At 42.4% G+C, this 22,074-nt stretch carries 19 protein-coding genes; 7 read left to right on the top strand and 12 right to left on the bottom strand.

The window, feature by feature from the left end; translation table 11 throughout:
* Window positions 1–117: 117 nt before the first annotated feature.
* The 4 genes from SJY28_RS12610 to queC form a co-directional block, all read right to left on the bottom strand.
* Window positions 118–1,608 carry a dihydrolipoyl dehydrogenase gene (locus SJY28_RS12610; protein WP_379544715.1) on the bottom strand — a complete coding sequence of 497 codons (1,491 nt, stop codon included), beginning with the start codon at window positions 1,606–1,608 and terminating at the stop codon, window positions 118–120.
* A gap of 118 nt (window positions 1,609–1,726) precedes the next feature.
* Window positions 1,727–2,224, bottom strand: a complete 498-nt coding sequence (locus SJY28_RS12605) for a peroxiredoxin (protein ID WP_379544714.1) — start codon at window positions 2,222–2,224, stop codon at window positions 1,727–1,729.
* Window positions 2,225–2,400: 176 nt separating this feature from the next.
* Complete coding sequence (locus SJY28_RS12600; protein WP_057760815.1) at window positions 2,401–2,730, bottom strand: hypothetical protein; 330 nt, start codon at window positions 2,728–2,730, stop codon at window positions 2,401–2,403.
* Window positions 2,731–3,073: 343 nt separating this feature from the next.
* Window positions 3,074–3,850, bottom strand: coding sequence for a 7-cyano-7-deazaguanine synthase QueC (gene queC / locus SJY28_RS12595; RefSeq protein ID WP_114700304.1), 777 nt, complete (start codon window positions 3,848–3,850; stop codon window positions 3,074–3,076).
* A gap of 434 nt (window positions 3,851–4,284) precedes the next feature.
* Between queC and ttcA the strand changes: the two genes are divergently transcribed.
* Window positions 4,285–5,307, top strand: coding sequence for a tRNA 2-thiocytidine(32) synthetase TtcA (gene ttcA, locus SJY28_RS12590; RefSeq protein ID WP_379545000.1), 1,023 nt, complete (start codon window positions 4,285–4,287; stop codon window positions 5,305–5,307).
* A gap of 125 nt (window positions 5,308–5,432) precedes the next feature.
* Here ttcA and SJY28_RS12585 read toward each other — a convergent pair whose 3' ends face one another.
* The 6 genes from SJY28_RS12585 to ccoN all read right to left on the bottom strand — a co-directional run bounded on the left by SJY28_RS12585 (window position 5,433) and on the right by ccoN (window position 11,617).
* Window positions 5,433–6,014, bottom strand: a complete 582-nt coding sequence (locus SJY28_RS12585; RefSeq protein WP_379544711.1) for a FixH family protein — start codon at window positions 6,012–6,014, stop codon at window positions 5,433–5,435.
* A 214-nt stretch (window positions 6,015–6,228) separates the two neighbouring features.
* Window positions 6,229–7,638 carry a cytochrome c oxidase accessory protein CcoG gene (gene ccoG, locus SJY28_RS12580; protein ID WP_191113888.1) on the bottom strand — a complete coding sequence of 470 codons (1,410 nt, stop codon included), beginning with the start codon at window positions 7,636–7,638 and terminating at the stop codon, window positions 6,229–6,231.
* 525 nt (window positions 7,639–8,163) lie between these two features.
* A complete protein-coding gene (locus SJY28_RS12575; protein ID WP_201568027.1) occupies window positions 8,164–9,309 on the bottom strand; it encodes a c-type cytochrome in 1,146 nt (381 codons plus the stop codon).
* Window positions 9,309–9,488, bottom strand: a complete 180-nt coding sequence (locus tag SJY28_RS12570) for a CcoQ/FixQ family Cbb3-type cytochrome c oxidase assembly chaperone (RefSeq protein ID WP_057760804.1) — start codon at window positions 9,486–9,488, stop codon at window positions 9,309–9,311. Before SJY28_RS12570 ends, SJY28_RS12575 begins: the two co-directional genes overlap by 1 nt.
* Window positions 9,488–10,126: a cytochrome-c oxidase, cbb3-type subunit II gene (gene ccoO, locus SJY28_RS12565; protein ID WP_057760802.1), complete on the bottom strand. Its 639-nt coding sequence runs from the start codon at window positions 10,124–10,126 to the stop codon at window positions 9,488–9,490. Before ccoO ends, SJY28_RS12570 begins: the two co-directional genes overlap by 1 nt.
* A 9-nt stretch (window positions 10,127–10,135) precedes the next feature.
* Window positions 10,136–11,617, bottom strand: coding sequence for a cytochrome-c oxidase, cbb3-type subunit I (ccoN, locus tag SJY28_RS12560; RefSeq protein ID WP_201567458.1), 1,482 nt, complete (start codon window positions 11,615–11,617; stop codon window positions 10,136–10,138).
* An 865-nt stretch (window positions 11,618–12,482) separates the two neighbouring features.
* Here ccoN and SJY28_RS12555 point away from each other — a divergent pair.
* Window positions 12,483–12,872 (top strand): SCP2 sterol-binding domain-containing protein, encoded by a 390-nt coding sequence (locus SJY28_RS12555; RefSeq protein WP_057760797.1) that lies wholly within the window; start codon window positions 12,483–12,485, stop codon window positions 12,870–12,872.
* Window positions 12,873–13,020: 148 nt separating this feature from the next.
* Here the strand turns inward: SJY28_RS12555 and SJY28_RS12550 are convergent, their stop codons facing one another.
* The gene (locus SJY28_RS12550) at window positions 13,021–13,995 is read right to left on the bottom strand and encodes a hypothetical protein (protein ID WP_379544708.1); all 975 of its coding nucleotides are present in this window, start codon (window positions 13,993–13,995) and stop codon (window positions 13,021–13,023) included.
* A 443-nt stretch (window positions 13,996–14,438) separates the two neighbouring features.
* Here SJY28_RS12550 and SJY28_RS12545 point away from each other — a divergent pair, with 443 nt between their 5' ends.
* From SJY28_RS12545 to SJY28_RS12535, 3 genes are all read left to right on the top strand, one after another.
* Complete coding sequence (locus SJY28_RS12545) at window positions 14,439–15,674, top strand: lipoprotein-releasing ABC transporter permease subunit (protein ID WP_102092330.1); 1,236 nt, start codon at window positions 14,439–14,441, stop codon at window positions 15,672–15,674.
* 57 nt (window positions 15,675–15,731) lie between these two features.
* Window positions 15,732–16,412 carry a lipoprotein-releasing ABC transporter ATP-binding protein LolD gene (gene lolD, locus SJY28_RS12540; RefSeq protein ID WP_057760792.1) on the top strand — a complete coding sequence of 227 codons (681 nt, stop codon included), beginning with the start codon at window positions 15,732–15,734 and terminating at the stop codon, window positions 16,410–16,412.
* Between the two features lie 169 nt (window positions 16,413–16,581).
* Complete coding sequence (locus SJY28_RS12535; protein ID WP_379544706.1) at window positions 16,582–16,887, top strand: hypothetical protein; 306 nt, start codon at window positions 16,582–16,584, stop codon at window positions 16,885–16,887.
* A gap of 58 nt (window positions 16,888–16,945) precedes the next feature.
* On the opposite strand, the gene SJY28_RS12530 is transcribed toward SJY28_RS12535, so the two are convergent.
* Entirely contained in the window at window positions 16,946–17,521 is a 576-nt protein-coding gene (locus SJY28_RS12530; protein ID WP_227522947.1) for a DUF2062 domain-containing protein, read from the bottom strand.
* Window positions 17,522–17,766: 245 nt separating this feature from the next.
* Between SJY28_RS12530 and SJY28_RS12525 the strand changes: the two genes are divergently transcribed.
* Window positions 17,767–20,682, top strand: a complete 2,916-nt coding sequence (locus SJY28_RS12525; protein ID WP_379544705.1) for a ComEC/Rec2 family competence protein — start codon at window positions 17,767–17,769, stop codon at window positions 20,680–20,682.
* Window positions 20,683–20,966: 284 nt separating this feature from the next.
* A complete protein-coding gene (gene sppA, locus SJY28_RS12520) occupies window positions 20,967–22,019 on the top strand; it encodes a signal peptide peptidase SppA (RefSeq protein ID WP_201547820.1) in 1,053 nt (350 codons plus the stop codon).
* Window positions 22,020–22,074: the final 55 nt, after the last annotated feature.

The raw sequence follows: 22,074 nt of genomic DNA, 5'->3' as shown, positions 1-22,074 counted from the left end.
AATATCTATTTATAAATTACCTCAAGTCGTCAAAGCAATCAAATAGGAGCAGCGCTTAAGATCAATTACTGCCAGTTTGAAAGCATTGCTGACTTGAGGGCTTAGCTAAATGGTCGATTAAGAATTATCCTTTTGGGTATCTAGAGATTGGAAAGGTATCTCCATTTTGTACTGCACATCACGTAGCGCCGTACGTAGCCCCTCTAGTATCGTTGGATGATAAAAAGGAGTGTCGAGCATGTCTTTAATGCTCAAATCATTGGTAATCGCTGTAGCAAGTATATGACCGATATATTCAGCATCAGGACCGACCATACTGGCGCCTAAAATTCTGTCTGTCTTTTTGCAGCCATAGATATGTAGTAAGCCGCAGTTGACACCCATCACACGGCTACGTCCTTGATTATCAAAGCTCACACTACCGATAACAAATTCGAGTTCTGTATCTTTTTGAATCTCTGGTAGCGACATACCAACATTGACGATTTGCGGTGAGCAAAATACGATAGAAAACGGCGTCGCAGGTGGGCGAATATAGGCCGCTTCTGTGTTCTCGCAGACCATACTGCCCGCACTATAGCCTTCATCGCTGGCCACATGCAGTAACGGAATATTAGCATTGGCATCACCAACGATATAGACGTTTAAGTAACCAATTTGGCCTGTTTTTTTACTTAAATCTTTTGGACGGTTCTTATCGTCTAGCTCAACACCTAAGTTTTCGACACCTAGCTGCTTAATATTGTTGCGACGACCAGTAGCAACTAAGACATACTCACCTTGCCATTGCTGAGACTCACCAGCGCTGTCTTTATATTTGATAAACGCACTTTTATTACCTTCCTCTGCTGTTGTGCCTACATCGGTAATTTCGCTGCCTAGATGCATGGTTAGTTCATGACTTAAGCAATCCATGGCCTTATTATTGATATCATCATCTTTTAGACCAGCCACTTGTTTGGCACGGTTTAGCAGAGTAACTTCTACACCTAAACGTGTAAATGCTTGTGCAAGCTCTAGACCGATGGCACCAGCACCAACGACAGCCATAGTCTTTGGCAAATCTTCAAGCTCAAAGACACTATCAGACGTTAGCATGGTATCACCAAGCTTATCCGCCCATCCATCAGGAATAAACGGCGAGCTACCTGTAGCGACAATGATTTGCTCGGCAGCAATCAGCTCACCATTGACCTCGATTAGCCCTTGCTCATTGATACGAGCACGACCGTCGATTTTCTTATGATCAGGCCAGCTGTCTACTTGCTTTTTAATGTAGCTGGCAAAATGACTGCGTTCGTCACGTACACGCTCCATGACTCGTTTGCCATCGATTTGCGCGGTCGCATGGATACCAAATTCAGCAGAATGATTGGCATCATGTGTGCGATCAGCAGCTGCAATTAGCAGCTTACTAGGCATACAGCCGACCGCAATACAGGTCGTGGTCCAAAATCCTTCATTAATAATGACCACGTCATCTTTGATTTTACTCGCTTGGCGAAAAGCGTTTTGACCTGCGGTACCCGCGCCAATAATAGCGACAGATACTTTGCGCGTGACTTCTTTCGGCGTATCGTCGGTGGTCGTGTCAGATTGTTTATTCATATTATTCTCTAATAGGGGCAAGGTTATATTCAGTGATAGACTGAATGCTTGGCTTATATTTTTTATTCGGTTTTTATCGTTTTTATGATGAATATTGATTTGATTACAGAACCAGTGATTACGGCGCCAATATAGTCAGTAAACGACTGGTATAGTCTTTGGCACGTAGGTTACGCTGTGCATGAGTCAGCTCACTGTTTTTATTGAATACAAATGCCGAACGTACAAGGCCTAGCGTAACTTTGCCGTACATATTTTTTTCTTTGATAACACCAAAATACTGGCATAGCTTTTCATCAGCGTCACTGATGAGTGGAATCTGCAAGTCATATTTGTCGATAAATTTTTCATGAGATTCAACGCTATCACGAGAGACACCGATAATGTCGTAGCCCAATTCATCGAAGTCATGAAGGTGCGAAGTAAACTCTGTTGCCTGTGTGGTGCAGCCTGGCGTGTTATCTTTGGGATAGAAATAGAGAATAAGGCCTTTATCGGTATTGGCGACCATTTCTTTTAAATTGATTTCATCATGGATAAAGTTACCAGCAAGCTTGCGTACTATGGTTACTGGAAAATCAGGTAGGTGAATGGTTTCTGTTGTTGGCTTGGCCATTATAAAATCCTTATTAATTTTAGTTATGTGTACTGGCTTAATGATGGTTCTATATTATAGTGTTCTTATTATAGGCAGATTAGTAGAAATAAATAATCAGTTTTACACTTTGCCCATTCATTGGCAACAAAAAAGACTGGCAATAGCCAGTCTTTTGTATATCAAACGATTAGAGGTTACGCAGGTTTTTGTGGCTTCTTCAAATCCAAGCCAACCGTGCACTGCTGCAAATCTTTTTGCATTGCCTTCACATATGGCAGATTAGAAGGGTCTTTCTTATCTTGTGCGTAGCTTTCGATTTCCCACATTTGACCGATAGTCATGTTGCTGCGCACACCAATAGTACAGTTACATAGTTTGGTTGCGTTGCTTTTGTCAGCGACTTTGTATTTGACTGCGCCATTGACACATGAATTGATATTGTCTTGCTTAATGTCAGCAGCGTTGGCTTGTGGCATGGCAAACAGGGCCGCTAAGGCTAGGGGTAGTACTGGCAACAACTTCATAAATTTCCTCTTACGGGTAGCGTCAATTTTTATCTTTTGCTCAATGCAAAGTCAACTCATCAATATATGAGTGACCGATATCGTCATGTACATCTTTCGATAAATATAATCGTTCATACGATAGCAAGTATGTCGATTAGAATACAAGAACGACGTGCTGTGTTAATGCAAGCGAATGTTGCGCGAATGTTGATGGGTGTCACCATTCCATGCAACATTTAGCGCTAATACATAGTTAGCTTTATATGATTTGGGTACAAGATAGGCGAGTAAACGTAATACAAGTAGTAGACTAAGCGCACCTGATACCGTACCCAACTTATATAGGACTGACTAAAATTAATTAAGACTGATAATGAGTAGGGTCGGTTACGCCAGCTTGGGCAAAGCCTTGACGACGTAATGCGCAGCTATCACAAACACCGCAAGCAAGACCATTGGCATCTGCGCGATAACAAGAAATCGTCTGTCCATAATCGACACCTAATGACAGACCAAGCTCAATGGTTTGGGCTTTTGATAATTGCTGCAATGGCGTTTGAATCGATAAGCGATGACCAGTAACGCCTGCTTTTGTCGCAAGGTTGGCCATATGTTCAAAGGCAGCTATATACTCTGGGCGACAGTCAGGGTAGCCAGAATAGTCAACTGAGCTGACACCAATGACGATATGGTTGGCATCAGCGACTTCGGCGACTGCTAACGCGTATGATAAGAAGATAGTATTACGCGCAGGCACATAGGTATTTGGGATAGCGTCGTTATCGATTTCGTCGCGCTTTTTGCTAGGGAATTTATCCGAATCACCGTCTGGCACAATCATGCTGTGATCTGTTAGTGATGAACCACCCAGTTGTGCGATATCAATATCGATGATTCTATGATTGACACCTGCTGTCTCAGCGATGGTCTTTGCGGCCACAAGTTCACTATTATGACGCTGACCATAGTTAAAGCTGACTGCTGTCACTGATGCATAGCGCGCTTTTGCCCAATATAAGCAAGTCACCGAATCGAGACCGCCTGATAAAAGGACAACCGCATTTTGGCTTTTGGTAAGAGCAGCTAAGTCAGCATCGGATGCTTGATTGGAAGTGTTTTGCAAAGTAACGTTAGTCATAGTGATATCTATTATTGGTTTACGAAAACAGCTATTTTAGCAAAAATACGTCTACTACAGAACCACGAAGCGACCAATCACCCGTCACTAAGCTACCAAAGCAAATTTAAACAGCATCGTAATAAAATAAAGTCGGTATTACTGTCATCTTTTCAATCTGTTAGCAATATTTGTTATAATCGCAGCTTTTAAAGTATCAGTCACCTGACGCCGGTGCTAATGCTTTAAAAGCCTTATCGCAAATCGCTTTATAGTAAAATCACCCTTATAAAGATATTGAGTAACTTATGACCGCAGCAACCTTATTTACGCCAAATATTCCTTCTCAAGCTGATGATGTATCTGATGCAACGAGCTTTGATAGTCAGGCTTTGGAGACCGGTACTGATAGTAGAGAGTACGATGACGTCTCTGAAGATGGCAATGATGAGGACATGATTGACGCGCAGTTTGCCGATGCGCAAGCACCTACTGAATCAGCGTACTTTCGTAAATTACAAAAGAAGCTGCGTCGCCAAGTCTCTTGGGCAATCCGCGATTTCAACATGATTGAAGATGGCGATGTGGTGATGGTCTGTGTTTCGGGTGGTAAAGACAGCTATACCTTACTTGATATTTTATTGCTGTTAAAACGCATTGCACCAATTCATTTTGATATCGTCGCAGTCAATCTTGATCAGAAGCAGCCAGGCTATCCAGAAGATATCTTACCTGCGTATCTAAACGAGCAGGGTATTGCTCACTATATTTTAGAAAAAGACACATATAGCATCGTCAAAAGCGTAGTGCCAGAAGGCAAGACTTACTGCTCTGCGTGCTCTCGTCTGCGCCGCGGTTCACTATATGGCTTTGCCAAACAAATTGGCGCGACTAAGATTGCCCTTGGTCATCATCGTGATGATATGCTGGCGACCTTCTTTTTGAACTTATTCCATGGTGGTGCGCTCAAATCAATGCCGCCCAAGCTACTGAGTGATGACAAGCAAAATATGCTGATTCGCCCATTGGCCTATGTCGAAGAGAAAGATATTATTGAATATGCCAAATTAAAGGAATTTCCAATTATTCCTTGTAATCTATGTGGCAGCCAGACCAATCTACAACGCGCTATTATCAACGATATGTTACGTGAATGGGATGATGCTCACCCGCAGCGTTTGGCTTCTATCTTTAAGGCAATGCAAAACGTTGCACCATCACAGTTAGCTGATCGTGAGCTTTTTGATTTTGAAACACTTAGTCTTGACCGTGATAATGATGAGCGTTTATTTGAGGGTGATAATATTCAAGCTGGGCAGACGGATAGTTTGGCTGAGATTGGTTTACCTGTATCGCCAAGGACGCAAACGTTCAATCCTAAGTTCGCTAGTGACAAGCCTTATTCGACAGAGACGGATAAAGCCGCGCAAAACGAGCGTAAAGCACAGAAAATTCCAACGATTAATCCTGTGATTTAGTAATTGAAAAATTAATACGATATTAAATAGTACCTATTAATTAGTAGAATACTAAATAGCTCAAAAAAACCAGCCGATCTCTGACGAGTGGCTGGTTTTTTTATGTCTGGATGCTATTAACAGCATTAACTTTTAGCAAAAACTGGTAGTGGGTCAAAGCTGACCTTTGAACGAGGCAGTTTTGCGACATCTTGCATACGCCAATCATCTTTACCGTCGTTGCTAACCTGTAGGTAGTACTTGGCTTTTACAGGATCAATATCGACTTGTGCGCTGTATTTATTGCCCTCAACATGCTTAAGGACAACATCGCGGTCTTTTTTGATATCCGTTGCATGAGAAATAGAAAGTTCTAACGTATTGGGATAGGTAAGTGGCGTACCATTTAACAGCTTGCCTGACTGGACGCTTTGTTCAGGGTAGTTAAGATAAAACACAATATCGCCATTTTCTGCAAACTGCATTTGTCCATGCAAGTCTAAATCATACGTGAGCTTGTCACGAGAGACATCATGATAGAGCGTTTTGCCATCCATATACCAGTCGTCACGTACCACGCTATCACGGATCTGGTAAGAGTAATAAACAAACCAAATACAAGCGATCACGACCGCAGCAGGCATGCCAATCACAAAGATAACGACCATGTAATTTTTATACCATGGCTGTTTATCTTGATGTTTAAAGTTCGGTGCTGGAGTAGACATAAAATACCTATGCATCAGATACGCAATCAATAGATAGCTGTTCGTTAGACATCTACAAATGGTATCAACGGATAATTTGGCGGCTAAGCGCTACCAGTTTAATGGTAAAACATTTATTCGATAGTCTTTAGCTAGAATAGTTATTTAACTACTTGCACTAACTACAGACGACCGAATGATATACATGAAATTAAACAATAGGTCTGCTAATCATTTACTGACCTTGGGTTGTAAAGATATTTTGCTTACTTACCTTGTACTTACCATTTTCGCTGCTCACATTTAGCGTGACAGGCGTTTGGCCAAACTCTATCACATCAGGATCACCATAAATACTAACTGGCATATCAAAGCTTTCGCCCGCTTCTAATGGTACATCATTAAAGCGTAGCTCTAAGCTCAGCCCTTTTTGCGGTGCAAGCGTTATCGTATAGGTATGAGCATCCTGTGTCTTATTGGTTAGCTTGACGATATAGCTGTTTTCGATCATGCCTTGACTGTTGATAGACGATAACTGATTGCGGTCACGGCGGATATCAATTTCCAAGGGCACGCGATCGGTTAACGCATATATAACGCCGCCACATAGTACGGCTAATAATGTCAAATAAGCAAATAGTCGTGGGCGCAGTACGCGGCTTGGCTCTTTTTCTGCTAGCTGACGTTCGGTCGTATAACGAATCAGGCCACGCGGATAGCCGACCTTGTCCATCACTTCGTTACAGGCATCGATACAAGCCGCACACTGAATACAGGCAACTTGCAGACCATCACGAATATCGATACCAGTAGGGCAGACCTGCACACACATGGTGCATTCAATGCAGTCGCCTAAGTGCTCTGGGTTTGTGCCTTTTTTACGGGCACCGCGCGGCTCACCGCGTTCATAATCATAAGATACGATTAATGTGTCTTTATCAAACATCACACTTTGAAAGCGGCCATAGGGGCAAATCTGTACACACATTTGCTCACGCATGTAGCCTGCGTTGGCATAAGTAGCAAAGGTAAAGATAAACATTGAGACCCATACCCACGTTGGCCAGTCAGGGAATGGAATTACTCCTATTGACTGCCAGCTGTGATATAGAGAATCTGTACCTGCTACATAACTAACAAAGGTCGCTGCGGTAATCACAGAAAGCAAAAACCAAATTGAATATACCACTGTGCGCTTGAACACTTTGCTCGCACTTAACGGTGCTTTATCAAACTTGATACGCTTATTACGATCGCCAATCACCCATTTTTCAACATATTGGTATAGATGCGTCCATATTGTTTGAGGACAAGCATAACCGCACCAAACGCGCCCAGCATATACCGTCACCATAAACAGCGTAAACGCGGCAATAATGGCAAATGCAGCAATAAAATAAAAATCTTGCGTCAAAAATGTCATGCCAAAAATATAGTAATGCTGTGATGGCACATCAAACCATATTGCTTGTCTATCATTATAGCGCAGCCATGGCAAAAGTAAAAAAGCCGCCAAAAGAGCATACATCGTGATGACACGAATATTTTGATAAAAACCTGTGACAAACCTCGGATGCACACGATGCTTGGTTGCATCAAGATCGACTTGTTGTACAGGAATTTTATTGGATTGTTGTGCTGACATAAACGTGCCTCTTTAAAAAAAGAATCAGTCTGCTGGCATGATGAACAAACACCTCTAGCGTCGAGGTATATGAGTGTATGATGTTATCAATGTCAGTAAATAGCGGATAGAAAATTCAATAAAAACCTTCTAATCTGCTTACCAAATGATCGATTGTAAATATAGTCGGTTCAACATAATCTTGATACAAGCAAAGGGGAGTAAAAGTACTACAAGTAGTAGGCTAAACGAGCCTGTATCTAATTATGTGAAGTTGACTATCGTGTTATGTGATTGAGTCAGAGCGATATCAAGCCATGACCAATGGACTATTTCAAAAAATAGCTATTCTAACATTCTCCCTACTAATAATGGGGTGATAATCGTAAAAAGCAACGAATATATGAGAACGTTTTCTAGTGTTTATAGCCGTTCATCATTGTCATTTCTAAATGAAAATCAATACTGCTATACGCAAAAGGGAGAACTGCACTAACAGTTCTCCCTTCATTAAATCTCATCCATATTCAGTACAGTAGCAACGTCTTAGTTAGCAGTTGCTTCTTCAGTTGCTACAGGCTGAGTAGCAGCAGTAACTGGTGCTGCTTCAGGTGATTTGCCTGTTTTATCTGATAGTGAGTAGATATAAGCAGCAAGTAGCATGATACGCTCGTTACCTAGCTTAGTTTCCCACTGAGGCATAACGCCAGCACGGCCATAACGTAATGTATTACGTACAGTCTCACGCTCACCGCCATATAACCAGATATTGTCAGTCAAGTTCGGTGCACCTGCTGAAATCATACCTTTACCACTTTCAGAGTGACATAGTGCACACTGCTGCTTAAAGATAGCTTCGCCTTGATTAACCAAGGTTTGATCAAGTTCACCGTTACTCTTACTACCGTTGTTCGGAGATAGTGATAATACATACTCAGAAGCTGCACGTACACCGTCTTCGCCGATCTGATCGCGCCAAGCAGGCATACCGCCGATACGACCATTGTGTAGCGTGGTCAGAATATTGCTAGCTTCGCCGCCATATAACCAATCATTATCCGTTAGGTTAGGGTAGCCTGTCGCACCTTTAGCGTTAGAGCCATGACATACAGAACAGTTCTGTAAGAACAAGCGGCTACCAACTTTTAAAGCATTTGGATTTTCAGACAGTTTTTCGACATAAGGAGCAAGTTCTGCAACTTTTTCGTCAATTTTAGTCTGTAGATCTGCTGGTGGGTTTTCGCTACGACGCATGGTCGCTTGTAACTCATTCAACGACCCTAATGTCGCAGTCGCGCCTGCAGCATCTGCTTTTACCAAAATGCTTTTTTCAAAGTTATCAGTAAATACTTTGTTGTTACTTTCAAGCTCACTGAACAACTCGTTTTTAGAGGTCCACGGTACAGTCTCACCGTCAACTTCTACGGTGGCGATGCCTTTCCAATGTGCTGGGAACATAGCTGGGAAGAATACCCAGTACGCCACACCCCAAACGATTGAACCAAAAAATATCACCAACCACCATTTAGGAAGTGCTTTGTCGTATTCTCGGATACCATCGTATTCATGACCAGTGGTACCGTCTTCCTCAACGTCTGGTTTGTATTTTAGTACAAACAGCAGAACGCCAAGAATAAAAAGCCAGCAACCGAAACTGATTAGCGTGATCCAAGAACTCCAAAAAAATGTCATCATTTATCCTTATTGCGCTGCTCTTCAGACAGAGATTTTATATCCTCGTCATCAAGCGCAAGTTGTGCATCTTCTTCGAAGCGTTTTTTGTTTTTTGGCGAATACGCCCACCATGCAACGCCTACGAAGGCAATAAAGGCAGAAACGGTCGCAATTGTTTGTAATTCACCAATACCCATTAGCGCTGTCCTTCCATTGCGGTACCTAACTGCTGTAGATAGGCGACCAAAGCGTCAAGCTCAGTAGCGCCAAGCACTGCATCTGGAGCGCCTTCAATGTCTTCTTCAGTATAAGGAACACCGAAGCGATCGCGGAATAGACGCATTTTAGCTTGAATGTTTTCGCCATCTACTTCGTTAGTCGCCAACCAAGGGAAACCTGGCATAACTGACTCAGGCACTAGCGAACGTGGATTGATCAAATGTTGCTTTTGCCAATCTTCAGAATAACGGCCACCAACACGTGCTAAATCTGGTCCAGTACGTTTCGATCCCCATAAGAATGGATGATCCCACGTCGACTCAGCGGCACGTGAATATGGTCCATAACGTTCAACTTCTGCACGTAATGGGCGAACCATTTGAGTATGACAAACGTGACATCCTTCACGGATATAAATATCACGACCTTCAAATTCAAGCGCTGTCCAAGGCTCCATAGCGGGAAGGGGAGCGTTCACCCCACCTTCTTCAGGACCCTTGTTGTCATAGATCAATGGCACGATTTCAACTAGCGTTGCAAAACTAATAGCAATCACGATACCAATGACTAACAAGCCTGTATTTTTTTCAATAATTTCATGCGGTGTACCAGCCATGATCGCTCCTTATACGTTAGCTGTCGAAGGTTTTTCGACACTAGGTTCATGATCCGTTGGATCAGCGACATCTACAGGCTTACCTTCTGGCATTTTGAGTGTTTTATAGCAGTTATAAGCCATTACAAACATACCCGATACATATAAGAAGCCACCAAATGCACGGCCAATATATGGGAAATGCGAGAATTCAACAGTATCAACGAAGCTATATACCAAAGTACCGTCTGGGTTAGTAGCAAGCCACATCATGCCTTGGCCAATACCTGAGATCCACATAGACACGATATAGAAGATCGTTCCTGCAGTCGCTAGCCAGAAATGCGTGGTGATTAAGCTGATAGAGTACATCTTCGGTTTGTTATAAATACGTGGTAGCAGTACGTATAGCGAACCAATAGTAATCATACCAACCCAGCCAAGTGCGCCTGAGTGTACGTGACCAACTGTCCAGTCAGTGTTATGCGATAGCGCATTCACTGTTTTGATAGACATCATTGGGCCTTCGAACGTCGACATCGCGTAGAACGACAATGCAACAATCATAAAGCGAATGATCGGATCGGTACGCAGCTTATCCCAACTACCTGATAGCGTTAGTACACCGTTAATCATACCACCCCAAGATGGTGCGAATAGGATGATTGAGAAGACCATAGCAAGAGACTGCGTCCAATCAGGAAGCGCTGAATAATGCAAATGGTGACCACCAGCCCACATATATGAAGCAATCAATGCCCAAAAGTGAACGATAGACAAACGATAAGAATAGATAGGACGGCCAATCTGTACAGGAACGAAATAATACATCATTCCAAGGAAGGCTGCCGTTAAGTAAAAACCTACCGCGTTATGCCCGTACCACCACTGCACCATCGCATCAGTTGCACCGCCAAATAGCGAGTAAGATTTGAACGCACTAACAGGAATCGCCATGCTGTTTACGATGTGTAGTAGTGCAATCGTAATGATGAAGGCGGCAAAGAACCAGTTAGCCACATAAATATGTGAGGTTTTACGTTTGATGAGTGTACCGAAAAATACGATGGCATAAGAAATCCATACCAAGGCAATTAAGATATCGATGGGCCACTCAAGCTCAGCGTATTCTTTACTTGAAGTCAAACCTAGTGGAAGCGTGATGACGGCAGCAACAATGACTGCCTGCCAACCCCAAAAGGTGAACCAAGCCAAGTACGGCGCAAATAAGCGCGTTTTACAGGTACGCTGAACGATGTAGTAAGACGTTGCGAACAGGGCAGAACCACCGAACGCAAAAATCACCGCATTGGTATGCAGTGGTCTTAAATGACTAAAGGTCAGCCATGGAATGTCAAAGTTGAGTGCTGGCCATGCTAACTGTGAAGCAATGAACACACCAAGACTCATGCCGACGATGCCCCAAACGACAGCCATGATCGTAAAAAATCTTACGACAGTAATTTCATACTCACGGTCAACTGGGGCGACTGCTGTGTTTTGTAAACTCATTGGATGATTCCTTTACAGCCCGAATTATCAACAGAATTAACCAACAATCTATGCTGTCTGCACTATAAATACTCTCAAATTCATATTTATACTGGTGCCAACACATGTTGTTTTTTGACTTACTTAGCGCAATGACATCATTAAATATCGATTCAGGCCCTTGCTGTCTATCAGTTAATACTAATAAATAGAAATAGGCACTTCATGCACCTTACTCAAGGTCAATCGATAATAGGATTGTTAATAGATCATCAAGGTAAATAAGAAGACGCGCCGTTTTGAGCATCAAACATCTCATAAGGCTAAATATGTATCTTAATTATTACGAAAAAATCTGTACTAATGAAGATAGATACCCATATCTATAGGGCTATTAAAACGCATTGACCATAGATGTATGCTAGCGGCGGCTGACAAAAAACACGATTATGTAATGTTTGGTTAAAACTCCCGACTCTGTTTAAGGGTATTGTAACGCAATCCTAATTAAATATCATCAGAACTATGCGCCAAAATACAAACTCTTTGGTATAAATGTTAGCGAGCAACTTATTATTGCTGTGCTACTCCTCTATTTTATACACAATTTTGTCACTATTCTAGATGCTCATTTTGATTGAATAGGGGAAGCGCTCGCTAGACATAAGCGTAGCTTGCAAAGAAGTTTTGTAACAATAACATTGCTGAGCCGATAAATAGGTTTTACTTCTTATCAAGTCGCCCTTTATAATGAGGCTGAACGTCATTAATGGCTATGTATTGCATAGGTCTATTGATAGCAATCATTTTAATAATTCTAATAGTTAGGCCAATAGTGCCTCAAGAGATATTGGTCTGACAGAATATCAATTAAGGATAATATAATATGGCAGTTTTTTTGACAGATGAATGGTTTGAGCAAGTAGAAAAAATGGGCAACGAAGCAGGTGAGTTAAATTTACCGCCAGTACTTGCCAATATGGTCGTCAACTTAAAAGTGGCTGAAGCTGATAAAACTATCGAAGCCAATTTTGCAAATGGTCTACTGCATCGTGGCTTAAACGATAATGCAACGACGACGCTGCTATTAGATCGCGATATCCTACAGTCTATCATCACTGATTTTGATACCAATCAAATCATGGGTGCGTTTATGAGTGGTAAAATCCGTGTCGAAGGCGATATGTCACAGTTGATGGCAGTACAGACTGCACGTCCAAGCGCAGAGCAAAAAGAGCTATACACTCGCATCAAATCAATGACGACGATGGCTTAATCGTATATTTATACGTTTTTTACGTTACGTTTTTGGGTTGTAAGAATCCATAAGACACAAAAAAGCCCCTAATTCATATTAGGGGCTTTTTTATTGCGTAACGAAATAAGTAATAGCATAAAAAGCTATGGAAAGCCTTTCAAAAAGACTAGCTAGCTTTTGATTGCTGCGTCGCATTTGATTGGTTTTCTTTATATATTGCTGCTTGCAGCCATACGTTTGCTTGGACGTAGTCATGTACTTTAATACTATTGGTTTCAGTAGTATTGAGCGCACCGATACGCACTACAAAAGGATCCGCATCTTGTTCACGTAGTGTCACCACATCGAACAAAATGATAGATTTACCATTGAAGACGGTTTCTTGCTTGCCAAGCACTTGACCCTGACACCAAGCTTCATCTTCTTGTCCTAGCGTATCGCCAAACAAGTAAGCGCACATATGGCCTAAGTTGATCTCGACAGGTGCCATTTGCTCTTTAGTTTCAGGCTTCCATTCGCTGATTTGCTCTTGTAGGTCATCAGGGATTTTTCCGTCATTTGCCGCCACAATATCGTTAAAGGCACGATGATAACGGATAGACTCTTGGTCTTCGACCATGATGACTTCGTTTTGCTCGCTTAGCTTAATTTCGTGCGCCCAAGCACTAAAGTTCACATAGTAAGAGGTGTCGCGTTGATAGAGATGGCGGTTGGTCGTATAGAGTTGATCAAACGCATAAATAATGCTGCCATCAGCAGTACGTAAACGCAACACGGCATCGTGCGAGTTGTCATTGGCGATGACACGCTCAATTTTACAGTTCAATCCGTAAGGACTATCGACACAAGGGTAGGCATTGATAAAGCATTCTGGCTTACCATCCTTCATCGCGAGCACTTGATTAATATGGCAAGGCTGATCTTCTGATAAAAGCAGGCAGCTGTCTTTTGCACTGACGTTGTTGTTCAAGCCTTTAGGCATCGCTGCGACTTCAATCATTTTTTGTAGCCACTCAGGCACATCATGACTCATATCATCGGTCAGAATACGCCAGTGATCGGCGTGACCTGCAGACTGCTCATCGGTCAACGTGATCTTGGTAGGAGATTGAATGTTTTTGTATTGATAATTTATGGTCATGAAAATACTCAAAATTAAGTCAGCGTGAGGTTTATATCTAATACTGTGTTTGCTTGTGTACCATCCAACATTTTAAATGATTGGTTTATGATGGTCAGCAGCCTAGCCAGTAAAAGATCAGAAACCTCAATGAGGGGTTAATGACAATTGTCTTTAGCATATAATATATAGGTATTGGTACAGCTAATAGCAAGCCCCCTATAAAAAATAATAACAAAACCCAGTTTTTTGGTAAAAAATACTCTCAGTTGTTGCTAATGACTGGCACATATCAGCTAGTTTGTGTCAAACTAGCTCCCTTTTGACAGCTGTTATTGGCTCGTCTGACACCCTGTTTTTGTGTTTGATTTATATGTGAGTAGTAGCAACTGTATGATGCATTTACTACTGCTCGTTATGCAACCTATATAAAGTCGCACGTAGATAAGATAAAGAGTTTGAATATGTTTCGTCCTTTAGCGTTATTTATCGGCTTACGATATACCCGAGCAGAACGTAGTAATGGCTTTATCTCCTTTATATCACTCATCTCGATGATTGGTCTGACGCTTGGGGTTGCCGTATTGATTACGGTGCTATCAGTTATGAACGGCTTTGACCGTGAACTGAAAACCCGTATTTTGGGAATGGTACCGCAGGCTACTGTGGTCTCATCAGAAATTATTGGCGACTGGGAACAGCTCGCTGATCAGATCAAAGAAGACCCAGAAGTGGCCGCTGTGGCACCATTCATTCAACTGCAAGGGATGCTGACATCAAATGGTCAGGTCGCAGGTATCATGGTGACAGGCGTTGAGCCTGAATACGAGAAAAACGTCTCCATTATCAATGAGCACATGATTGAAGGCAGTATTGACACCCTGAAGAGTGGTGATTTCAGTATCGTGTTGGGCGAGGAGATGGTGCAGTCCTTGGGTCTGCAAATAGGGGATAAAGTGACGCTGGTATTGCCAGAAGCGTCGCCATCACCAGCAGGCGTGATACCGCGATTTAAGCGTTTTACTCTGACAGGCATTTTTACGATCAGCCCAGAAGTAGACAGTCTCATGGCGTTTATCCCGATGGGAGATGCGGCAAAGTTACTGCGTCTGCCAGAAGGCGCGCAGGGCGTACGCATGAAGCTTAACGATATCTTTACTGCGCCGATAGCTGCGGAAAAAGCGGCTGCTATCGCACCTGAAAAGCTGTATCCAAATGATTGGACACAGACTCATGGGAATCTGTTTGGGGCAATTCAAATGGAAAAAGCCATGGTCGGCCTATTACTATTTTTGATTATCCTAGTTGCCGCTTTTAATATTGTCTCAAGTCTAGTCATGCTAGTAACCGATAAAAAAGCAGATATCGCAATCTTAAAAACCTTTGGTGCGTCTCCTCGTTTGATTACGCAAGTCTTTATGGTCCAAGGTGTGGTTATCGGGGTCATCGGTACTATCGCTGGTACGATACTGGGTGTGATATTTGCGCTTACAGTTAGTGATATTTTAGGCTTTATTAACCAAGCTTTTGGTCTGAACCTGTTTGATGCGTATTTTGTCAATTACTTGCCATCGCAGTTGCGTTTGTTAGATGTGGTATTAATCACAGGTGCATCGTTTGTATTGAGCTTTTTGGCAACGATTTATCCAGCGCGCCGAGCGGCTAAGATTCAGCCTGCTCAAACGCTACGTTATGAGTAATCGCAAACGCCTAAACATCGAAATAAATACCGAAATAAATAAAATAAAGGAAGCGCTATGTCTGCCATTTTAGAGGCGACCAATATCAATAAGATATATGATGAAGGCGCGGTCAGTACGCAAGTATTGACTGGTCTTGATCTGACTGTTCATGCGGGTGAGCGCATCGCTATCGTTGGAACTAGCGGTTCAGGTAAAAGTACGTTGCTACATTTGCTTGGTGGTCTAGATACGCCAACCAGTGGTGAAGTTTGGTTACACGGTCAGTTATTAAATAGCATGAATGAAACTGAGCGCGGAGCTATGCGCAACAAGCATTTGGGCTTTATTTATCAGTTTCACCATCTATTGGCAGAGTTTACAGCAATCGAAAACGTAGCTATGCCATTGCTGATGCGTCCAGAAGTATCAACAACTGATGCTCGTAAGCAAGCGGTTGAGATTTTGGAAAATGTCGGTCTTGAGCATCGTTTGATGCATAGACCAGGTGAGCTATCAGGTGGCGAGCGTCAACGTGTAGCAATTGCACGCGCGCTAGTGACTAAGCCATCGCTTATTTTGGCAGATGAGCCAACAGGTAACTTGGACTACGACAATGCACAGAGCGTATTTGGCCTGTTGTCAGAATTACAAAGCACCATGCAAACGGCGCTACTTATGGTGACGCATGATCGCAATTTAGCGGCGCTTGCTGACCGTCAGTTGTTGCTACGCAATGGGCATTGGGAACAGTATTAATAATTTTTTATATTAGGTCGAAAAACTGACCGAAACGCCATCTGTTTGCGTTTTTCAGGGCTGTTACGTTAAAGGTTTATTGTTGTATTATTAAGAAAATATATCATAGAAACTAGCGATTAAGCGGTTGTGAGCCAGCCGCCTTATCTATTTTATAAGGATGCGTAAAATGCGTGAAGATGATAATCCAATTGCGGCTTTTGGTAGTGCGGAAGAGGGTGATGAGCCGTTAAAGCCTTACATCGATCCAACGTTGTTTGAAACGCTCGATAGACAGGCACAAACTGAGCTACTGACACCTGTGTTTGATGCCATCACTTTGGCTGGGGTTGATTACGACCTAAAAGTTCAAGACAGCGCGACAGGTAAGCGTTATACGCTCTGTAAAAATGATGAAGTCATTGAGGTTGTACCGATGGATAGGGATTTCACTGATAAAGTTTTGAATGCTATAGAGAACAGTAAAGAAGAATAAACTGTGCTTGCTTAGCTAGGGCGTAAGCGTTATAGCCATATAACAAAGATAAATTGCCTTATAACTTGTCAGATTCGTCAGAAGGTTTTTGCTGACGTTTCTGCCAGCTCGCCACGGTTTTATAACGCCAAATGGCCTTAAATGCCAAACCGCAAATAAGACTGGTGACTACGGCTAAAATCGTTAGCCCGATACAAAATGCAGCAAGTGATACGGTACCGCGATAAGTAATGAACGGATTGGCACCGTTTGATAATGCCCATAAGCTAAAATCAGCAATCATTCTACCGATGAATCGCAAGCTAATCACAGGTGCATCAATGATCTTTGCGCCGATATAGTATCCAGCATAAAATATTGGCAAGCTAGTGACTGGGTTGGTAATCCATGTCAAACCAAGCGCCATAGGAACATTGGCACGAAAAATAAGCGAGCCAATGAGCGCCAGTAACATCTGTCCTGGCAGCGGAAAAAATGCACTCAGTACACCGATATAGACAGCCTTATTTAGGCTATGTCGATTGAAATGCCATAACCTTGGATCAGCCAAGTGCGGTGCAAACAGCTTTAAAGTGCGACTTTCTAATATTTTCTCTGGTGTAGGAAGTAGGTCTTTTAGACGTTTTTGGGGCACAGGATCGCCTTTAATCATTAACTACAGTCTACTCAATGATATTGAGAAGCTGGTATAAAGTAATATATGGTGAGTAGGATAAAGGTTAGAACACACAGAATGGTGGTGTCAGATAGTTACCACCTAATACGTTGCCTCAGTATAGGGTAATATAAATATAAATGCTATTGCATCGCGTGCCATTTGCTATAGTAAGTAACCATATTTGGCCGAATAATATTTAAGTCATCAAGCAAGGAGTGCTGGTGTACTGGTTGATTGGTAGCCTCATAATTATAGTTATGATGGGCGTATTGGCAGTCGCAGATAATGTGATAATGCCAACCGACTTATCTTTGCTAGATATGATTGATCCGTCCAATCTGTTTTTGGCGCTGATTGTATTTGCTATATTTCTGTTGGCTTCTGCTCAATTCAACATACCCTCGATAGACAGCCACAGCGCTGATAACAACACCTCTAACAACGCATCTCGTCATACTAAACTTCCTTTCCGAATTATTAGACACTTGGTCTTAGCTTTGTTAGCGACTGCGTTAGTGATAGGCAGCGCATTGCAAGCTTTGGTTACTCATCAACAAGCAGAAACCACTGAAATAACTGCACCGATACGAGTACATGCATTCGTGCGTATCGAAGGGTTGAGCGACAGTGTTTATGATGCTGCTACAGATAGCGGTTATAGACAAGTAGCGGTGATAAAGAATATCGCTCCGTTAGTCGCTGAGCTAACGCCCCAAGAGTTAGCAACTAAAACATCCGACTACTTAGATGTGAATAGAAATAGCCTAAGCAACAATTACAATACTAATTCCAATGAAGTTAGTATCGCAGTCAGCGAACACCGAATCTTACTTAACGCTTATCCAAGAAAGTCTGCGAATAAGAGCCAGTTTGCATCCTTAAATGAATTGCAGCCCGGTGATGAGATATTCATGAGCCTAGCACTGGCGCCGTTGGCTACTTCTGAGCAAGCAGTCAATAACCCTACTGGTTTTGACAATTATCGCTGGTTGAGAGGTCGGCATATTGATGGCGTTGCGAATATTTTGGCCATTAGTCCTACATTGGTAAACAGTAACGAAATCAGCAATAAAATCAGCGATGAAAAATATTCGAAGCAGTCGCTAGATTCTGACTCATATCTTCAGCGCTTTCGTACTCGTATCGATCAGGGGCGTTGGCGATTACGACAGCATTTCTATCAAGACTGGTCAGCACAAACGACAGCAGAGCAACAAGCAAAAGCCGTGACATTAAGTCTGCTTACGGGTGATCGTAGCTTGATTAATCGTGATACTAAGGATTTATATCAACTGGCGGGTATCTCACATCTGCTCGCTATTTCAGGCACGCACGTACTGTTTTTAGCTATTGTATTGGCAGGCATAGTTTTACTGCTGTTTGATCGTAATTATTCAGCGATTTATCGGCGTATTCCGCGTTGGCAAGTGCGCTGGTGGGTAATGATTGGTGCCGCTTTTATTTATGCGCTATTTACTGGTTTTGACGTGCCTGCTGCTCGTACGGCTTGGATGTTATTAGCGATTGGATTCGTCAGATTGATATTGCTTCCTATCAGTACGATGCGCGTGCTATTGGCGCTAGCTGTATTGATGGCTTGGGGTGACCCTTACGTATTATGGCAGGCAGGGTATTGGCTGTCTTTTATCGCAGTGGCGTTATTACTCAAGTATGACGATACGTCGTATCAGCACCAGACTACTGCTGTAACGAATTTATACGATAGTAAGCAGCATACTCATATCAGTAACGCGCTATCTGGCCGTGTTTGGCGAATGGTCAAGCGTGTATTTAAATTACAGTTTTGGCTGTTTCTTACTTTATTACCCGTTACGTTGCTTTTATTCGGTAAGGCGTCGTTATGGGGGCTTTTTATCAATTTATTTGCTATTGGACTATCTGGTTGGGTGATTGTACCGCTCAATTTATTAGCCGGGTTGTGTTATCTTTTGGTGCCAAGTATCGCTGATATTCTTTGGGTAATTATTAGTACGATAGTTGGTCATCTACACGATTTGATGAGTTGGCTGACGTCATTGCCAGCGCTATCGGATGCGTGGCTCTATACACCAGTTAATATAGCGATACTATCGATGGCTTTGCTAAGTGCATTGCCTTGGCTGTTGCCACGAGGTTTACTCAGTCGTTGGTTGATGTTACCACCATTAACGTTACTGATGATGACGGTGTATGCCAATCAGCAGTCACTGGTAACTGTACCGACCCTATATATTTTGCCAACGGGTGATTCGTATATAACGGCGGCATTGCTACAATATCCTACCGTCAACGAAGAAAATACCAATTGGTTGTTCTTAGCTGATCATAGACCAGCCTCTACACGAACGATGCCAAGCAGCCTGACAGCAGACAAATTATCTGAAAATTTAAAGCAGCAATTGGGCAGTTTATCTGTCGATAAGTTAGAGAGCATTGTCATACAGAGTAGCAGTGTTAGCCTGACTGATACGTTAATTCCTGACAATAAGAATATTGCTAATACCAAAATTTCTGAATTACTACCGATGACCGTTGCTCAATTAAATGGCCGCTTAGCCATTAGCCAATATTGGCAAGCAGGGCGCTCTGATCGTTGGTCTACATTTCAGCAAGCCTATAAAACAATTAGGCAATCTGTAGATACGCCTACTATCAGTGCCCGACGTTGTGAGCAAGGCAAAATATGGCAGTCGACTAACGATGAGTTGTCAGTACAAGCCATCACTGGTTGGACCAAGATAGGTGACACCAGCGTTTGGGATTGTACGATTGCTCTTGATACTAACTTGTCTATACGCGTTCTGAGATACAATGCGGCAGATCCACTCAATTCGTTACCTGCCAATTCACCTGTTAGCCCTCAAGTACAAATAGCATCTAACCAGTTAACTGGCAAACAATCAGAGTCCCAGTCGCGTTTGATTTTAAATGCTGATACTCATCAACGCGTTTGGCAAATGTGGTCATTACTATGTTCAGTTGAATCGAATAATGATGACATGCTATTCGAAAATACACGTTGGCTTGGTCATAGTGCCTCGCAAATTACAGGCGATATCATAAGTCGTCAGAGAGTTGATGAAGTTATAACCTATGATAATAAGCCGTTAGACACGGCATTATTGCTAAACAACTAAATCGCTAAATAACATTGATAGTATTCCCAATGCCGAAACTACTAACTCTGAAAAATAAGGCTTATATTATCAGCGTTACAATATAGTGATATTTCACAGTTATACTATTGAACCATTATCGAAATACCACCATACTTAGCAGCCTATCAATACAGGTCACTGACTATTAATACAGGTCACAGATACTGTGAGACAGTATCAGTCAGGTATACACTACCGCTTTAACTGTATTTCTCGACAACCTCATTTTATTGTTTTAGATTGTTTCTAACTTAGGAAGTTATATGCCCAACTGGCCACCAGACCCTAACAAACGTCCTGATAATTCGGCAAATCAGCCAACGCAACTGCAGCAACCAAGCCCGCCAAGTGGACAAGAATGGAAGGTGCTGGAAAACACGTTATTAGCGAGTGTGGTTGAGCAGCGCCGCGCTCGTCGCTGGAGTATCTTTTTTAAACTACTGACCTTTGGTTATATCTTATTGATATTTTTGACTCTTGGTCGTGGTTGCAGCAGTGCGCCAACAGGTATGGACGCAGTCGATACTAGCGATCCACATTTGGCAGTGGTTGAGCTACAAGGTGTCATCAGTAATGACGATGTGGCTAATGCGTATGATGTTAATGAAGCATTGAGAGACGCTTTTGCAAACAGTAACTCAAAAGCAGTGGCCTTAGATATCAATTCACCTGGCGGCTCACCGGTACAGTCTGATGAGATTTGGCAGACCATGATGGACTTACGCCAAGAGTACCCAGACAAAAAGCTTTATGCGGTGATTGGTGATATCGGTGCGTCAGGTGCTTACTATATTGCATCTGCCGCAGATGAGATTTATGTCAATCCGTCAAGTTTGGTCGGCTCTATCGGTGTCATTATGCCAAGCTACAACGTTAAAGGTTTGATGGATAAAGTTGGCGTCGAAGATCGTACGATTACGGCTGGTGAGTATAAAGATATCTTAAGTTTATCTCGTCCGTTGACTGATTATGAAGAAAATCATGTCGAAAAAGTACTGGCAAACACGCACAAGCATTTCATCAACGCTGTCAAAGAAGGTCGCGGTGACCGTCTGAAGAATCCTGAGCAAAACAAACTGTTCTCAGGATTATTCTGGACAGGTGAGCAGTCTATTGAGCTAGGTTTGGCAGACAAAACAGGTAGTATCACAAGTCTAAGTAAGCAACTAGATCTTGATACGATCATTAGCTATAGCCCAACCGATCCGTTCCAAATGTTTATGGATCGTTTTGCAGTGAAGTTAGGTGCAGGTATTGGCTCTAGCGTTAGTCTTGATGTATTGCCACAAGAAAGCAACACTGGGCAGATGCGTTAAGCGTTTTATGTTTTAGATATAATGTGTATGATTGTTAAGGCTGAGCATATAATTG

This window comes from Psychrobacter sp. R86515 (assembly GCF_042466315.1).
Classification (GTDB): Bacteria; Pseudomonadota; Gammaproteobacteria; order Pseudomonadales; family Moraxellaceae; genus Psychrobacter.
The sequence above is the reverse complement of the archived record's forward strand: the minus strand, read 5'-3'. Positions and strand labels throughout refer to the sequence as shown.